This is a genomic window from Nonomuraea sp. NPDC051298, from assembly GCF_055586305.1.
Genome location: NZ_JBVJIM010000023.1, coordinates 17,125 through 32,455 on the forward strand (window position 1 = coordinate 17,125; position 15,331 = coordinate 32,455).

The window sequence follows — 15,331 nt, forward strand, 5'->3', positions numbered from 1 at the left end:
GTTCATAATGTCCGAACGAACGACCCGGCGTCAACGGTCTCGTGCAGCCCCGGCGTTGTCCGCCACCCCGGCGAACACCTCGTTCACGAGCTTCTCCAGCGCCTTCGGGAACGTCTGCGTCACGTCGACCGCGGCGTCCCCGCTGGTCAGCGAGGCGGTGAGGGTCTTGCTGCCGTCGGGCGTGCTGTACATCAGCGCCCCGAAGCCCAGGGTGCTGCCGTTGTGGTGGAAGACCGTGCCGCCGCAGTCGGGGCCGAGGTCCTGGACGAACAGCCCGAGGCCGTAGCCGAGCTTCCCGTACGGCTCGCGCATCTCGGCCAGCAGCGGGGCGGGCAGGAGCCGGCCGCCCATCAGCGCGGAGACGAACGTGTGGAGATCCCGGGTGGTCGAGATCATGCTGCCGGTGCCGGCCAGCAGGGAGGGGTTCTGGCGGGTGACGTCGACCACCTTCCACTGGCCGGCGTCCTCGTACCGGTAGTAGCCGTGGACGTGCGGCGCGGGGATCTCCGGCTGGGCGTCCGGCACCACGGTGCCCGACAGTCCGAGCGGCCCGAGGATCAGCCGCCGCATCTCCTCGGCGTAGGAGCGGCCGGTGACCTTCTCGACCAGGACCTGGGCCAGCGTGTAGTTGGTGTTGGAGTAGCCCTGATCCGTCCCCGGCTCGAACCGCGCCGGCTTGGACAGCGCGAACCGCACCAGCTCCTCCGGCCGATAGGTACGGAACCGGTTGTCCACCCACTCCTGGCCCACCGAGGGGAGCCCCGGCACGTACGTCCCGTCGGGGTCGAGTTCGCCGGTGTGGTTGAACACCCCGCTGGTGTGCCGCAGCAGCATCCGCACCGTGATCCGCCGGTCCAGGCCGAACCGGGGCAGGCAGTCGTCCACCGGGGTGTCCAGCCCGATCTCACCGTCGGCCACCAGCTTCAGCACCAGGGTCGCGGTGAAGGTCTTGGTGGTGCTGCCGATCCGGAACCGGGCGTTCGTCGGCGGCTTCGCGTCCTCGCCCAGCTTGCGCACCCCGGCGCTGCCGGCCCACTCGCCCCGCTCGTCGTGGACGCGCAGTTGCATCCCGGCGAAACCGGCGTCGACGAACTCCTGAATGGCCTGCCGCAGCTCCGGCCGATCCTGAGACTCACTCATGACAAGTCCTCACTTCGAGATAGTACGCGTTTCGTGCAACTCGAAAGCTACGCTGCACCCACCGTCGCGTCAATCCACAAAAATGCATTTCCCCAGGTAGAAAGCGATAAATTGGCGCAATGACGCTGCGCCAGAAAGCAACACCATGTTGCAATGAATGGCGGCTAAGGCAACACTGATGGCATGCCAGGAGGACGACTGACCCAGCAGGACCGCCGGCGCATCGCGGCCGGACTCACCGACGGACTCTCCTACCGCGAGATCGCCCGGCGGCTCGGTCGGCCGACCTCGACGATCACCCGGGAGATCGCCCGCAACGGCGGCCCCGCCGGCTACCGGCCCCAGCAGGCGCACCAGGACACGATCCAGCGGGCCCGGCGCGGCACACCGGCACCCCCGCAGGCGGCCACAGCGCAGGTCGCCACGACGGAACAGGAGATCATCGAGATGATGGTCAGAGCGGGGATGCCGAGGACGGCCGCGCGCGTGCACCACGACCTGGTGCGGTCCGAGGACGGCCGCCGCACCGCCGCCGAGCTGATCCGCAGGCTGAACGTCAGCCCAGCCTCCATCTCCGTGGCCGTGAACTACCTGGTCCAGAACGGGTACGCCCGGCGCGAGCGCGACCCGCGGCACCGTCGCGACGTCTACGTGGTCGAAAACGACGCCTGGTACCACTCCGTCCTGATCAGCAGGCGGCAGACGCTCGAGATGGTACGGGCCACGATGGCGGTGGCCGAGTCCTACGGGCCCGGCAGCCCCGTGGGAGAGCGGCTGGCCAAGACGGCGTCGTTCCTGGAACACGTCAGCCTGGACATGATCGAGTCGGCCGACCGCTGGCGCGCCCTCCTGGCGTGACGGGACCCAGCCCAACCACACCGACGCGTCCCCATCAGGGATCAGCGGCCGAGGACGCGGACAGGTGTCACCTGCCGGTGGTGGGCGATGACGTCCATCCAGCCGGCGAGCGAACCGCCGGACAGGTGATGGGCGGCGTCGTCGCCCGGGTCGTGGACCGGGCCGACCAGGCGGGTTCTGGTCGGCGTGTCGAGCCAGGCGTGAACGGAGGCCGGGCCCGGCGCGCGCAGGTCCAGGAAGAAGGAGTCCAGCCCGGCATCGCCCAGGGGCGCCTCGGCGAAGTCGGGCGGTGGCGCTGGGACGGGGTAGGGCAGCGAACCGTGGTGGAAGGTCAGGCCGACGCACAGGTAGCCGCTGCCGAAGCGTTCGCGCAGACGGCTGCCCGCGGTGCGGTGCGCGGGCGGCGGTGATGGCGGGGAGAGCGCCAGGGTGGAGCCGTTGACCATGTGCGCGAGGCCGCCCCAGTAGACGATTTTGTCGCCGGTGTGCTCGTGCCACCAGATCGTGTCCTCGGCCAGGCGTTGCTCGATGTCGTCCATCGTCTGCGGATCGCCGGGTCGCAGGGGGGCTCGATCGGGAACCTCAGCATCCGATGGGCGATGGCCGACAGTTCGTGGGTCTGGCGGGCCGATGCGGCGAGGGCGACGACCGTGGCGTCACGCGCGAGGTCGTGCAGGGCGGCCCTCAGGACGAGACTTCGTAGCGGGTGGCGATCCTGGCGGCGCGGTCGCGCAGGGAGGTGCGCAACCACTGCGGGGTCAGGGCTTCCGCGTTCGTGCTGAGCTGCCACAGCGCCCATTCGGCGTGTCGCGGATCCTGGAAGGTCACCTCCAGCCGTAGCCAGCCGTCCGCGTCGGCTTCTTCGGCGAGGACGGCCAGCGCGGTGCCCAGCAGGTCCTCCCGCCGCGCCGGGTTCACCCGTACCAGCACGGTGACCTGGTCGCCGCCGGTCCGGAACCGCGTGCCGCGTTCCTGCCAGGCCCGGTCCAGATCGACGCGGTCCGGTCGCTGGGCGGGTTCGGCGAGTTCTTCGGCGGCCGAGATCCGGGACAGCCGGTAGGTACGGTCCGCGCCGGACCTCGTGGCCAGCAGGTAGCCCCGGTCGCGGATGGTGACCAGGCCGATCGGGTCCACCGTGCGCCACTTCGGGTCCTGGTCCGCGGCCGCGTAGTGGATCCGCAGCTTGTGCCCGGCGAACACCGCGCGCAGGACCTCGGCCGCTATGGCGTCGGGCACCTCCTCGGCGACCAGCCGGCGCGAGAGGAGGTCGGTCTCCGGGTCGATGAGCAGCCGCTCGGCCGCGCCGGCCGCGGTGTCCCGATAGCTCTCGGGTAGCGCGTCCACCACCTTGAGCATCGCGGAAGCGAGCGCCGAGCCGAGGCCGAACGCCTGCGCGCCGCGCCGCGATCCGGCGACCAGCAGGGCGAGGGCCTCGTCGGGGTTGAGCCCGGTCAGCTCGGTACGGAAACCGGGCAACAACGCGAACCCGCCGTGCCGGCCGCGTTCGGCGTAGACCGGGACGCCGGCCGCGGACAGCGCCTCGACGTCGCGCAGCACGGTGCGGGTGGACACCTCCAGCTCGCGGGCCAGCGTGGCCGCGGACAGCCGCCCGTGCTGCCGCAGCAGCAGCACCAGGGAGACCAGCCGGTCGGCGCGCATATCGGGAACTTTACCGAAATACACGACACAGGATGTCGTGATTCGCTGGGAGGCTCATCACCACGACGTCAAGGATCGCGGCCAACCGGCCGATGGACGAATGGAGCTGATGTGGCAGTGGAACGAACGGCGGTCAACCCGTGGGCGTGGTCGGTGGAGATGGGGTACAACCAGGGCGAGGTCGTCTCCGGGCACACCCGGACCCTGTACTGCTCGGGGCAGACCGCGATGAGCGGTGACGGCAAGCCCCAGCATGACGGTGACCTGGCGGCGCAGTTGGCGCTGAGCGTGGACAACCTGGAGGCCGTGCTCGGCGAGGCCGGCATGTCTCTGGCGAACCTCGTCCGGCTCAACGTCTACACGACCGACGTCGATCTGCTCTTCCAGCACTACGGCGTGCTGGCGTCGCGGTTGGGCGCCGCCGGGGTGGCGCCGTCCACCACGATGCTCGGGGTGACCCGCCTGGCGATCCCCACCCTGCTGGTCGAATTGGAGGGGATCGCCGTCGGGTGACGTGGCGGATCTGGGCGCGTGGTCGTCCCGTGCGTCACTCGGGGGCGGGGCTGTGCGTCGGGATCGCCGGGCGGGCGCTCAGCGGTGGCCGGCGGCCGCCCGCAGGGAGTTGATCAGTTCGGTGACCGGGCCGACGGTCAAGGGACAGCTCTGTGTCTTGTCGTCGATGACGGTCGTGTGCGGCGCCGTACTGGTGGCGGCGGGCCAGGGGGTGCCGTCGGGGCCGCTCGGCACGCCGGTCCGGGCGAACTCCGTCCAGGCGTGTGTCATGGTTTCTGAGACTTGGGCGTCCGCCTCGTCGTAGTCCTCGGACGGAATGAGGCGGCCGAACACGTAGGGGATCTCGGACATGTGGTACGCGAGCCTGCCCGTCCGGCGGTTGCCCGGTGACACGCGATCGAAACGGTAGGCATAGGTGGTGCGACCCAGTTCGGTGAACCGGCGGTAGGAGGCCAGGGCCGGCTCCGTCCAGATGGCGGTGGTGAACAGCTCCGCCAACTCCTCGTACGGGCTGCCCGTGAGCGCGGCCACGATGGGGTCGGCCTGCTGCCGGCCGAAGGCCGCGGCCATCCTCGCCAGCGTCGCGGGCGTGTAGAGCTGGGCGGGGTCCACCGTGCCCGGCGGCGCCCCGAAGGGGCCCTTGGGCGTGATGAAGTAGCGCGCCTCGTCCGCGGTGTGACCGAACAGCACCGGGAGGTTCGCCGGCCAGCAGGACAGATCGGCGCCCACGACCTGACCGTCCTCGGTCGGGCACCAGACCAGGTTCGCCGGTGTGTGCACCTGGCCGGGTGACGGCACGGCGCCCGAGAACAGGAAGGAGGCCTGACTTATCCGCTCCACCGGGGCCTGACGGAGTTGCTCGATGTCGCTGGTGCCCAGATGCTCGAACAGCCTGCCGCTGGCCTCGACGAGGCGCCGGCGGCCATCGTCGGGCACGGCCGCGGCCCGTTCGAGTCCCGCGCTCTGCAGGATGGCACGGTGGAACAGCCCCTGGGCGGACGGGGTGGCCAGCAGGGTGCGGACCGCGGTGGCGCCGGCCGACTGACCGAAGACGGTGACGTTGCCTGGGTCGCCCCCGAAGGCGGCGATGTTGCGGGACACCCAGGTCAACGCCGCGACCCAGTCCTGGACGGCGGTGTTCCCGCCCACCTGCGGGTGGTCGAGGAAACCGAAGGCGCCGAGGCGGTAGTTGACGGACACGTAGGTCACGCCGTGCCGGGCGATCGAGGTGCCGTGGTAGTCCGTCATGGACCCGGCGCCGGTGAGGAAGCCGCCGCCGTGGATCCACACCATGACCGGCTGTCGAGCCTGCGGGTCGATGGTCGATGACCAGACGTTGAGGTAGAGGCAGTCCTCGCTCGGTTGCCCGCCGAGATCCACACCGGGGCCGGCGGCCTGGATCGCCGCGTTGCCGAAGGTCGTCGCAGCGCGTACGCCGTCCCAGGAGGCGGGGGCCTGCGGCGCGGCCCACCGCAGGCTCCCCACGGGCGGGGCCGCGTAGGGCACGCCGCAGAACCGGAACACGCCGTGCCGTTGATCGCCTTCCAGGATTCCTTGTTCGACAGGGACTTGAGCCACGATGTTCTCCTGATTGGTCGGACCGGCCTTGGACCGATGCCGGGCGCGGCGAGGCCGCACCGCGGCGGTCAGCTCATGGCCGGGCTGAGCCTGGCATTGAGCATGTCGACCAGCAACCGCGCGTAGCCGGGGTCCGAGAGCTGGACCTTCTCCGCCCGCGGGGTCGAAAGGATCAGGCGGGCCGCGTGCGCGGAGTGCGCGTCGACGGCCGCGGCCGCCTGCTCGGGCGACCGGTTCTCCAGAGCCTCGACGATCGCGAGCCGGTCGGCGTGCAGCCCGCCGGCGACCCGCCGCCATTCGGACACGCGTCCGCCGCTCAGCTCGAAGGCCAGCTCGACCTGGACGTCGGCGAGCAGTCGGCAGAGAGGGATGAGCAGCGCGTTGTGCGAGATCTCCGACAGGCGCCGCATGAACGCCCGGAGGTCCTCGATCGTGCCGCCGGTGTCGTCGATCACCGCCAGTCTGTCGGCCGCCTCGCGGAGCGACGCGATCTCGGCGTCGGTCGCCTCCTGGGCGGCCAGTTGGACCGCGTACCTGTTCAGGGCCGCGAACAGGCCGAGCACGTCGGGAGCGCCCGCGCCGGCCAGCCGAACCACCGAGGCGATGGTCATCCCGATCATCGTGTCGGGCTCGGCGGTGACGAACGACCCGGCGCCGTGCCGGACGCTCACCAGCCCGACGGTGGACAGCACCCGAACCGCCTCGCGGACGGTCGCGCCGCTGACGCCGTAGTGATCAGCCAGCTCCCGCTCCGCCGGCAACCGCGAGCCGTCAGGGAGGTCGCCGCCGAGGATGCGTTCCCGCAGGTCGTCGACGATCTGGTCGGCAACCCTGCTGCGCCCGATCCGGCGGCCGGCCCCACTCCCCGCCGCGTGCTGCGACATGCCCACCTCTCTCTGCCGGGCCTTGCGCCCGTTCGTTCGATCTGCTCGAACGCTAAGCCCAAAGTCACTAGGTGTCAAGGTTACCAAGACACTAGGTGTCTCGTGGGCGGACGCGAGTCTGTCCCGCCACGAAGAGCGAACGCGGTGCGGGATGATCAGGGCAGAGTCGGCAGCGCCACGCCGTACAGCCAGGCGGACAACAGCGGCTCGACCGGTCGCGGGGTGTGCCGCTGGACGTGCCCGGCGAACTCCCGGGTGGTTACGGTCCCGTGCCGGTGCTCGGCGGTCCAGGCGCGCAGGGCGGGGAAGAACGCCTCGTCGCCCATGGCCGAGCGCAGGACGTGCAGGGTCAGCGCGCCCCGCTTGTAGACGCGGTCGTCGAACAGCGCCGACGGGCCGGGATCGGCCAGGACGAAGTCCTGCGGGGCCAGGGCGAGGCGGCGGTGCCAGCGCCGGGCGTGCTCACCGGCGGGCAGGGAGCCCGACGCCTCGGACCAGAGCCACTCGGCGTAGCACGCGAAGCCCTCCTGCAGCCAGATGTCCTGCCAGCAGGCCACGGTGAGGCTGTTGCCGAACCACTGGTGCGCCAGCTCGTGCGCGATCAGCCGTTCCGAGCCGCGTACGCCGTCCACGTGGTTCCTGCCGAAGATCGACATGCCCTGGGCCTCGACCGGGATCTCCAGATCGTCGTCGACCACCACGACGGTGTAGCCGGCGAACGGGTAGGGCCCGAACAGGTCGCCGAACAGCGCCATCATCTGGCCCTGCCGGGCGAAGTCGTGCCGTACGCGGGTGGCCAGCCGCGCCGGGTGGGCCAGCCGGGATCCGCCGGACGGGGAGATCTGGTAGCGCCCGATCTGCACGCTCGCCAGGTAGCTCGCCATGGGCTCGGCCTGCTCGTAGACCCAGGTCGTGTCCCCGGCCGAGCGCCGCGTGGCCACGAGGACGCCGTTGGCGATCGCCTGGTAGGGCGACCTCGTGGTCACGGAGATCCGGTACGACGCCTTGTCGTCCGGCCGGTCGTTGCAGGGGAACCAGGAGGGCGCGCCGATCGGCTGGCCGGCGACGAGCGCGCCGTCGGTCAGCTCCTCCCAGCCCAGCCCGCCCCACGGGCTCGGCACCGGTACGGGCCTGCCCGAGTAGCGCACCTCCACCCCGGCCCGCTCCCCCGGGGACAGCGGCCTGGGCAGCGTCACCCGCAGCTTGCCCTGGGCGTGCGTGTGCCGGGCGAACGTCCCGTCCACCGTGACGGTCCCGACCCTGAGCCTGCCGAAGTCCAGCTCGAGCACACCGAGCGCGTCGGCGGCCGTCACCGTCAGCCGGGCCGTGCCGTCGAGCCGGTTGGCCTGGACCCGGTAGGCCAGGTTCAGGTCGTAGTGCGAGACGCGGTAGCGGTGGTCGCCGTGCCGGGGGAAGTACGAGGTCATCGCCACGCCGAGATGGGGTTGCCGAACCATCGGGTGCGGGCGGGCACGTTCTCGCCGCGCATGACCAGGGAGGCGGGACCGATCGTGGCGTCGGTGCCGACGCGCGCCGCCGGCAGCACCACGCCGTGCGGGCCGAGTGTCGCCCCCGCTTCGAGCGTCACGGTGTCCATGGTCATGACCCGGTCGTGGAAGAGATGTGTCTGCAGGACGCAGCCCCTGTTGACGCATGCGCCGTCGCCCAGGGTGACCAGGTCCGCCTCGGGCAGCCAGTACGTGTCGCACGTGACCCCATGCCCGATGCGCGCCCCGAGCGTGCGCAGCCACACGTTCAGCGGCGCGGTGCCGAGCCACGGCTGCGCGAACCAGGGCACCGCCAGCACCTCGACGAAGTTGTCCGCCAGCTCGTTGCGCCACACGAACGAGTTCCACAGCGGACGGCTGCCGGCCCTGATCCGGCCGACCAGCGACCACTTGGCGGCCGTCGCGAGCGCCGCGGCGACCACGCCCGCCGCCAGCATGAGCAGGCCGCTCAGCGCGATCGCCACGGCGAAGCCGTAGCGGGCGGCGAGAGCCTCGAACCCGGCGGCGACCAGGACGGCCAGCGCGACCGCGCACATGGCGGGCACCACGCGGAACGCCTCGACGAGCGCCCGTGCCGCCTTGTACCGCGCGGGCGGGTCATAGGTGCGGTTCGCCTCGCCCTCCTGCGCGGTACGGCGCAGCTTCATCGGCGGCATGCCCACGTACGACGAGCCGGACTTGGCCTTCTTCGGCGTCGCCGACAGCACGCCCACCAGGCCGTCCTTCGGCACCTTGCGGCCGGGGGCGGTCATCCCGGAGTTGCCCAGGAAGGCGCGCTTGCCGATCCGCGCCGCCGCGACGCGCATCCAGCCGCCGTCGAGCTCGTACGGGGCGACCATCGTGTCGTCGGCCAGGAAGGCCCCGTCGCCCACCGACGTCATCGTGGGCAGGGCGAGGACCGTGGACAGCTCGACGCCCCGGCCCACCTTCATGCCGAGCGCCCGCAGCCACACGGGCGTCACGACGCTCGCGTAGAGGGGGAACAGCCACACCCGGGCCGAGGCCATCAACCGGCCCGTCGCCCACGCCTGCCAGGCCCTGCGGCTGTGCACCGGGTGGTGGCCTGGGCGCAGGCCCAGGCCGAGCAGCCGCACGCTGACCAGCGTGAGCAGCACGAACGCGGCCATGCCCGCGAGCGTCGCGAGCGGCACGGCGGGCAGGGCGGCCGTCAGGGCCGCACCGAGCGTGCGCGCCTCCCGGGCGGAGGCGGCCAGGACCAGGAGACCGGCCCCGGCCGCGACGGCCGGGAACAGGCTGAGCGCGAAGGCGGTCACGGCGTACAGCACGGCCCAGAGCCGGGAGCGGGCGGCCCGCTCAGGGGGCCGGGTCCTGCGCGACTTGCCCTGCCGGAACGCCGGAGCCCCGGCCCACAGCTCTCCTCCCGGCACGCTGCCCACGACCGCCGATCCGGGCGCGACCTGGGCGTTCTTTCCGACGCGGGCGCCGGGCAGCAGCGTCGAGCGGGATCCGACGCTGGCTCCCGCGCCGATGCGGATCTCGCCGAGGTGCAGGCGGTCGCCGTCGTACCAGTGGCCGCTGAGGTCCACCTCCTGTTCGACGGACGCGCCCTTGCCGACCTTGAGCAGCCCGGTGACGGGCGGCGGCGAGTGCAGGTCCGCGTCCGCGCCGATCTGGGCGCCGAGCAGGCGGGCGTACCAGGTCATCCAGGGGGCGCTGGCCAGGTCGGGAACGCCGAGCCTGGCCGCGAACTGCTCGGCGAACCACAGTCTCAGATGGACGCCGCCGCCGCGCGGATGGCTGCCCGGCCGCACGCCGCGCAGCAGCAGCCGGGCGAGCGCCGCCGACAGGCCCATCCGGCCCACGGGGGTGAGGAACGCCAGCGCGCCCAGCGCCACCCACCACCAGGACAGCGCAGGCGCCCACGGCGGCGCGACCACGTTGCCGAGCGCGGCCAGCGGCACGATCCAGCGCATCGCGCCGACGGTGAGCAGCGGCACCATGAGCAGCGTCTGCGCGAGCGCGGCCCGCCGCGGCATGGGCACGACGGGCGGCCGGGCGGCCTCGGGCTCGCCCCGGTCGGCCAGGAGCCGCGCCAGCCCGGCCAGCGTCGGCTGCGCGTACACGTCGCCGACCGCCACGTCGGGAAAGTCGGGACGCAGCACGGACACCAGTCTGGCCGCGGCCAGGCTCGTGCCTCCGTCGGCGAAGAAGTCGGCGCCGGGTCCTTCCGGGGCCACGCCCAGGATGGCGGTCCACCGTTCGGCCAGCAGCGTCTCGGCCGGGCTCAGCTCGGCCGCGGCCGGAGCCTGCTCGGCCAGCGGCCAGGGCAGGGCGTCACGATCGATCTTGCCCGAGGTCCTGGTCGGGAGCGAGTCGACCGGGGCCAGTCGCGGCACGAGGGCGGCGGGCAGCGAGTCGGTGAGCAGATCACGAGCCGCGCCGGGGTCGAAGCCGGGGCCCGTGACGACGTACCCGATGAGCACCTGATGCCCGCCGCCCGCCGTGCGGACGGCGGCGGCGGCCCCGGTGACTCCCGGCAGCGCCAGCAGAGCGGCGTCCACCTCTCCCAGCTCGATCCGGCGCCCGCCCAGCTTCACCTGGTCGTCGGCCCTGCCGACGAACACGAGGCCCTCGGGGTCGGCCCGCACCAGGTCGCCGCTGCGGTAGGCGCGCGCCCAGCCGAGCGACGGCAACGGGGCGTACTTCTCGGCGTCCTTCACCGGGTCGAGGTAGCGGGCCAGGCCGACGCCGCCGATGACCAGTTCGCCGGTCTCCCCCATGGCCACCGGATCGCCCGAGTCGCCGATCACCGCCAGGTCCCACCCGTCGAGGGGCAACCCGATGCGTACGGGCCCGCCGCCGGTGAGCCGCGCCGCGGACGCCACGACCGTCGCCTCGGTGGGGCCGTAGGTGTTCCAGACCTCCCGTTCGGGCACGGCCAGCCGCGCGGCCAGCTCGGGAGGGCACGCCTCCCCGCCGAAGATGAGCAGCCGGATGCCGCCGAGGTGCTCGACCGGCCAGAGCGCGGCCAGCGTCGGAACGGTCGACACGACCGTGATGCGCCGCTCGGCCAGCCAGGGGCCGAGGTCGATGCCCGTTCGCACCAGGGCCCTGGGCGCGGGCACCAGGCAGGCGCCGTGCCGCCAGGCCAGCCACATCTCCTCGCACGAGGCGTCGAAGGCCACGGAGAGCCCGGCCAGCACCCGGTCACCGGGGCCGAGCGGCCGCTCCTGCAGGAAGAGCCCCGCTTCCGCGTCGGCGAACGCGGCCGCCGACCGGTGCGTCACCGCGACGCCCTTCGGTTTGCCGGTGGATCCGGAGGTGAAGATGATCCAGGCGTCGTCGTCCGGTCCCGGCGGGCCGCCGTCGTCTCTCCCGTACCCCTGCACCGTCAGCTTGTCGGTGATGACCGCGTCCACCCTGGCTTCGGCGAAGACCAGCTCGGCGCGCTCGTCCGGGTCGTCGGCGTCGACCGGCACGTACGCGGCTCCGGCCGCGAGCACGGCGAGGATGGAGAGGTACAGCTCGGCCGTCCCCGACACGACGCGCACGCCCACCCTGGCGCCGCGGCCGATCCCGGCCTGCGCGAGGTCGGCGGCCATCCGGTCCACCTCGGCGCGCAACGCGCGGTAGCCGAGGCGGACCGTGCCGTCGTCCAGCGCGGGCGCGTCCGGATGCAGGCGCGCGGACTCGTCGAGGATGTCGAGCAACGTGCGAGGCGGGGGCGCCAGCAGGCCGGCGGGAAACACCGCGGCCGTCATTCGAGTACGCAGATCGACCGAGTCGCTACGCAAACGCTGCTCCTTGGGTCGGACGGCCGGTGCTCGTGCTCGTGGGACACGTCCGCCCCGGCAGCCGGCTTTCCCGGCCGGTGTCGTGGCGTTCGTGCAACCCCTGGCCTAACAGCTTCGCCGGCCGCCCCTATTCCGCCCATCCCCGCGCGAACGCCGCTGCCTGGGGCTCTCCCGGGAGCCGCAGACCTCGGCGAGACGGTCGTCGCGGGCCGGGAGCACGACTTTCGCGACTTTTCGGAGTCAATCATGCACTCATGGTTACCGTACGAAGATACGGCCAAACGAAAGCCCCGGTCGATCTCCTGCGGGTGCCGCCTCGCGCGTTCGCGCGCGGCGACCTGTCGCGCCACGACACGTCCCGGCCCTTTCAGGGCGACATCGTCCGCCGAGGACGGGCAAACTGGCCGGGTGACGCACGGGAACGACGCCGCGACCCTGCACGCCTGGGCAGCTCTCGGGGGGCCGGCCGGGCTGGCGGAGGAGGTGTCGTACGAGGGGGCGGGTGACGTCCTGCCGGCCCGCCTGCCGGTGCGGGAGCTGGCCAGGGCGAGCGTCGGCGCGTGCTCGCTGGCCGCCGCAGAACTCCTGGCGCGGCGCAACGCGGCACCGATACCCCCGGTACGGGTGCGGGAGGCGGCGGTGGCCACGGCGTTCACCGGCGAACGGCACCTGCGCGTCGACGGCCGGGCCCCGGCGGCCTTCGCGCCGCTGTCCGGCTTCTGGCGCGCGGCCGACGGCTGGGTGCGTACGCACGCCAACTACCCGCACCACCGCGCCCGGCTGCTGAATGCCCTGGGCATCGGCGACACCGGAGACGACCGGGCGCACGCCGAGTCGCTCGCGGCCGAACTGGCGGCGCGCCCGGCCCGGTGGATCCAGGAGACCGTCTACGAGGCCGGCGGCCTGGCCGTGGCCGTGGCCCCTGCTGACGGGACGGTGCATCCGCTCGCCGAGACCCGGCCCACCGGGGAGAGCCGCCCGCGGGCTCTCCCGCCGGCGTCGCTGCCGGCCGCCGGAGTGCGGGTCCTGGACCTGACCCGGGTGATCGCCGGTCCCGTCGCCACGCGTACCCTCGCCCTCCTGGGCGCCGACGTGCTCCGCCTCGACTGCCCCCGGCTGCCGGAGAGCGCGGACGCCCACGCCGACACCGGGATGGGCAAGCGGTCGGCGTTGCTGGATCTGTCGGCCACCGGCGACCGGGGCGCCTTCGCCGACCTCCTCGGCTCGGCCGACGTCGTGGTCCTCGGCTACCGGCCCGGCGCGCTGGAGGCTCTGGGGCTCGACACGCTCCTTGCCCGGCGTCCCGGCCTGATCGTCGCCCGGTTGTGCGCCTGGGGCTGGTCGGGGGCCTGGGCGGCGCGGCGCGGCTTCGACAGCCTGGTCCAGGCGGCGAGCGGCATCGCCGTAGTCGAGGCCGGGGCCGACGGCCGTCCCGGTGTGCTGCCGGCGCAGGCGCTGGACCACGGAACCGGATATCTGCTGGCCGCCGCGGTCCTGCGGGCGTTGAGCGACCGGCAGGTCACCGGTGGCGGGCGCTCGCTACGGCTCTCCCTCGCGGGCACCGCCTCCTGGTTGCTGCACGGCGTCCATCCCGCGCCGGTCGAGGGCGACGGCTATGACGCCAGGCCCTGGCTGGCGCACACCGCCTCGCCGTACGGAACGCTCCGCCACGCCGTGCCCCCGGTCCACTACGAGGGTGCGCCCCGAACGTGGAGCCACCCGCCGACCCTGTGGGGCACGGACCTTCCCGTATGGACGGGCCACCGCCACCGTCGCGCCGATGCGTGACTTCGTGCCGTGGTCGGGCGAGGTGCTCCACGACGGGGGGTGAAACACTTGCCCGTCCATCGGCGAAGGAGGGCGACCGTTCAAGCTACGTAAGGCAGACGATGACACGAATTATCGGGATATGGCCGCAGTGACCCGGGCGCTTCCGGTCGAGGATGTCAGCGACGCGGCGATCATCGAGCAGTCCCGGCGAGACCCGGAACGCTTCGCCGCGGTCTTCGACCGCTACTACTTCCAGATCCACGGGTTCGCCGCACAGCGGTTGGGACCGAGCCTGGCCGATGACGTGGCCGCGGAGACGTTCCTGGTCGCGTTCGACCGACGCGACCGCTACGACGTGTCCCGTGAGGATGCCCGGCCCTGGCTGTACGGGATCGTCGCCAACCTCATCGCCCGCCATCACCGGGCGGAGGCCAGATGGTACCGGGCGCTCTCCCGGACACCTCTCGCGCGGGCCGACGACGGCCACGCCGACCAGGTCGCGGGCCGGGTCGACGCCCAAGCGCATCGGGGGCCCCTCATGGCCGCGCTGACCAGGATTCCCAGCTCCCACCGGGACGTGCTCCTGCTCGTCGCGTGGGGCGGGCTGAACTCGGAGGAGGCGGCCGAGGCGCTCGGCATCACCGGCGCCGCCGTCCGCACCCGGCTGCACCGGGCCCGCAAGGCCCTGCGTGCCTCACTGAACGGCGCCGCGCCGGCGACGATCGAAACGGACGGTTGATCATGGACGACCTCGAACTGCTGCACGCCGCCCGCCCACAGCCCGACGCCCCCTCGCATGCCGCCCACACGGCCGCCCGCGCGGCCCTGCTGGAACGGGCGGCCGGTGGCCCGCCGCCCACCGCCCGCCGCCGCGCCCTCAGGCGGCCGGTGTGGTGGGCACTGATCCCGGCGGTCGCCGTGGCCGTCGCCGCCGCACTCGTGATCGTGCCGGGTCGTTTCGGCGACTCCCGGCCGCCGATCACGAGTTCGCGGGAGGTCCTGCTCGTCGCCGCCGACACCGCGGAGCGCACCCCCGAGGGCACTGGGACGTACTGGCACATCACCATCACCAAGAAGGGGTCGCCGACCCAGGAGTACTGGTACCGGCGCGACGGTCATTTCTGGATCAAGGGCAAGGGGCTGAAAGGTGAGGGCAAGCTCTTCGAGTGGCCCTCGAAGTCTCAGCCTTTCGCGGTGGGGCCGTTGCGCATGAGCTTCGAAGAGCTGAGGGCGCTGCCCGCTGACGAGGACGCCCTGTACGCCCGGCTCCGGTCGGATGTCGCCGAAAGTGGTGCGCGGATCGATGCGGGACAACCGACGACGGCCTCGGAACAGGACGGCCTCGCCACGATCGCGCTGCTCTCACTGATCGGTGAGGCGCCGGTCTCGCCCCAGGTCCGTGCCGCCGCCTACCGGGCGCTCGCCTCCCGGCCGGGAGTCGTCGACCTCGGCGAGACCGACGGCGGGCGACGCCTGCAGGTCCCGGTGGCCGTCGGCAACGGCATCATGGTCGTCGACCAGGACACCGGACGGATCCGCGAAACCTCCGTATGGGCTCCGCTCTCAGGCGGACTGGCTTACACCGAGGACGGTATGATGACGATCGACGCCAGATGGACGGACCGGCTCCCGCCGGAGTGACGGCCCCGGACTCCCGTACGCCCGC

The 15,331-nt window shown here is 72.7% G+C and carries 12 protein-coding genes; 5 read left to right on the forward strand and 7 right to left on the reverse strand.

From position 1 onward, the window contains the following. Positions 1 to 30 precede the first annotated feature (30 nt). Entirely contained in the window at positions 31 to 1,140 is a 1,110-nt protein-coding gene (locus ACZ6S0_RS41495; protein ID WP_465924817.1) for a serine hydrolase domain-containing protein, read from the reverse strand. Between the two features lie 183 nt (positions 1,141 to 1,323). Between ACZ6S0_RS41495 and ACZ6S0_RS41500 the strand changes: the two genes are divergently transcribed. Continuing rightward, positions 1,324 to 1,998: a GbsR/MarR family transcriptional regulator gene (locus ACZ6S0_RS41500; protein ID WP_465924818.1), complete on the forward strand. Its 675-nt coding sequence runs from the start codon at positions 1,324 to 1,326 to the stop codon at positions 1,996 to 1,998. Positions 1,999 to 2,039: 41 nt separating this feature from the next. Here the strand turns inward: ACZ6S0_RS41500 and ACZ6S0_RS41505 are convergent, their stop codons facing one another. Both ACZ6S0_RS41505 and ACZ6S0_RS41510 read right to left on the reverse strand, forming a co-directional pair. Next, on the reverse strand, positions 2,040 to 2,537 hold the full coding sequence (locus tag ACZ6S0_RS41505) for an erythromycin esterase family protein (RefSeq protein WP_465924819.1): 498 nt from the start codon (positions 2,535 to 2,537) through the stop codon (positions 2,040 to 2,042). A 145-nt stretch (positions 2,538 to 2,682) separates the two neighbouring features. After that, positions 2,683 to 3,657 carry a helix-turn-helix transcriptional regulator gene (locus ACZ6S0_RS41510; protein WP_465924820.1) on the reverse strand — a complete coding sequence of 325 codons (975 nt, stop codon included), beginning with the start codon at positions 3,655 to 3,657 and terminating at the stop codon, positions 2,683 to 2,685. A gap of 117 nt (positions 3,658 to 3,774) precedes the next feature. On the opposite strand from ACZ6S0_RS41510, the gene ACZ6S0_RS41515 reads away from it, so the two are divergent. Then, on the forward strand, positions 3,775 to 4,170 hold the full coding sequence (locus tag ACZ6S0_RS41515; RefSeq protein WP_465924929.1) for a RidA family protein: 396 nt from the start codon (positions 3,775 to 3,777) through the stop codon (positions 4,168 to 4,170). A 78-nt stretch (positions 4,171 to 4,248) separates the two neighbouring features. Here ACZ6S0_RS41515 and ACZ6S0_RS41520 read toward each other — a convergent pair whose 3' ends face one another. From ACZ6S0_RS41520 to ACZ6S0_RS41535, 4 genes are all read right to left on the reverse strand, one after another. Continuing rightward, on the reverse strand, positions 4,249 to 5,748 hold the full coding sequence (locus tag ACZ6S0_RS41520) for a carboxylesterase/lipase family protein (RefSeq protein ID WP_465924821.1): 1,500 nt from the start codon (positions 5,746 to 5,748) through the stop codon (positions 4,249 to 4,251). A gap of 68 nt (positions 5,749 to 5,816) precedes the next feature. Then, a complete protein-coding gene (locus ACZ6S0_RS41525; protein ID WP_465924822.1) occupies positions 5,817 to 6,632 on the reverse strand; it encodes a FadR/GntR family transcriptional regulator in 816 nt (271 codons plus the stop codon). Between the two features lie 155 nt (positions 6,633 to 6,787). After that, positions 6,788 to 8,059 (reverse strand): M1 family metallopeptidase, encoded by a 1,272-nt coding sequence (locus tag ACZ6S0_RS41530; RefSeq protein WP_465924930.1) that lies wholly within the window; start codon positions 8,057 to 8,059, stop codon positions 6,788 to 6,790. Next, positions 8,056 to 11,895, reverse strand: a complete 3,840-nt coding sequence (locus ACZ6S0_RS41535; protein WP_465924823.1) for a Pls/PosA family non-ribosomal peptide synthetase — start codon at positions 11,893 to 11,895, stop codon at positions 8,056 to 8,058. The genes ACZ6S0_RS41530 and ACZ6S0_RS41535 overlap by 4 nt, the downstream gene beginning before the upstream one ends. 408 nt (positions 11,896 to 12,303) lie before the next feature. On the opposite strand from ACZ6S0_RS41535, the gene ACZ6S0_RS41540 reads away from it, so the two are divergent. From ACZ6S0_RS41540 to ACZ6S0_RS41550, 3 genes are all read left to right on the forward strand, one after another. After that, positions 12,304 to 13,683 (forward strand): CoA transferase, encoded by a 1,380-nt coding sequence (locus ACZ6S0_RS41540; RefSeq protein ID WP_465924824.1) that lies wholly within the window; start codon positions 12,304 to 12,306, stop codon positions 13,681 to 13,683. A gap of 121 nt (positions 13,684 to 13,804) precedes the next feature. Then, a complete protein-coding gene (locus tag ACZ6S0_RS41545) occupies positions 13,805 to 14,404 on the forward strand; it encodes an RNA polymerase sigma factor (protein ID WP_465924825.1) in 600 nt (199 codons plus the stop codon). Between the two features lie 2 nt (positions 14,405 to 14,406). Beyond that, the gene (locus ACZ6S0_RS41550; protein WP_465924826.1) at positions 14,407 to 15,306 is read left to right on the forward strand and encodes a CU044_5270 family protein; all 900 of its coding nucleotides are present in this window, start codon (positions 14,407 to 14,409) and stop codon (positions 15,304 to 15,306) included. Positions 15,307 to 15,331: the final 25 nt, after the last annotated feature.

What these genes read in the sequence shown, in the direction of transcription:
- ACZ6S0_RS41530 (WP_465924930.1), bottom strand. Translation starts at nt 8,059, where the DNA reads ATGACCTCGTACTTCCCCCGGCACGGCGACCACCGCTACCGCGTCTCG.
- ACZ6S0_RS41495 (WP_465924817.1), bottom strand. Translation starts at nt 1,140, where the DNA reads ATGAGTGAGTCTCAGGATCGGCCGGAGCTGCGGCAGGCCATTCAGGAG.
- ACZ6S0_RS41545 (WP_465924825.1), top strand. Translation starts at nt 13,805, where the DNA reads ATGGCCGCAGTGACCCGGGCGCTTCCGGTCGAGGATGTCAGCGACGCG.
- ACZ6S0_RS41550 (WP_465924826.1), top strand. Translation starts at nt 14,407, where the DNA reads ATGGACGACCTCGAACTGCTGCACGCCGCCCGCCCACAGCCCGACGCC.
- ACZ6S0_RS41525 (WP_465924822.1), bottom strand. Translation starts at nt 6,632, where the DNA reads ATGTCGCAGCACGCGGCGGGGAGTGGGGCCGGCCGCCGGATCGGGCGC.
- ACZ6S0_RS41510 (WP_465924820.1), bottom strand. Translation starts at nt 3,657, where the DNA reads ATGCGCGCCGACCGGCTGGTCTCCCTGGTGCTGCTGCTGCGGCAGCAC.
- ACZ6S0_RS41505 (WP_465924819.1), bottom strand. Translation starts at nt 2,537, where the DNA reads ATGGACGACATCGAGCAACGCCTGGCCGAGGACACGATCTGGTGGCAC.
- ACZ6S0_RS41500 (WP_465924818.1), top strand. Translation starts at nt 1,324, where the DNA reads ATGCCAGGAGGACGACTGACCCAGCAGGACCGCCGGCGCATCGCGGCC.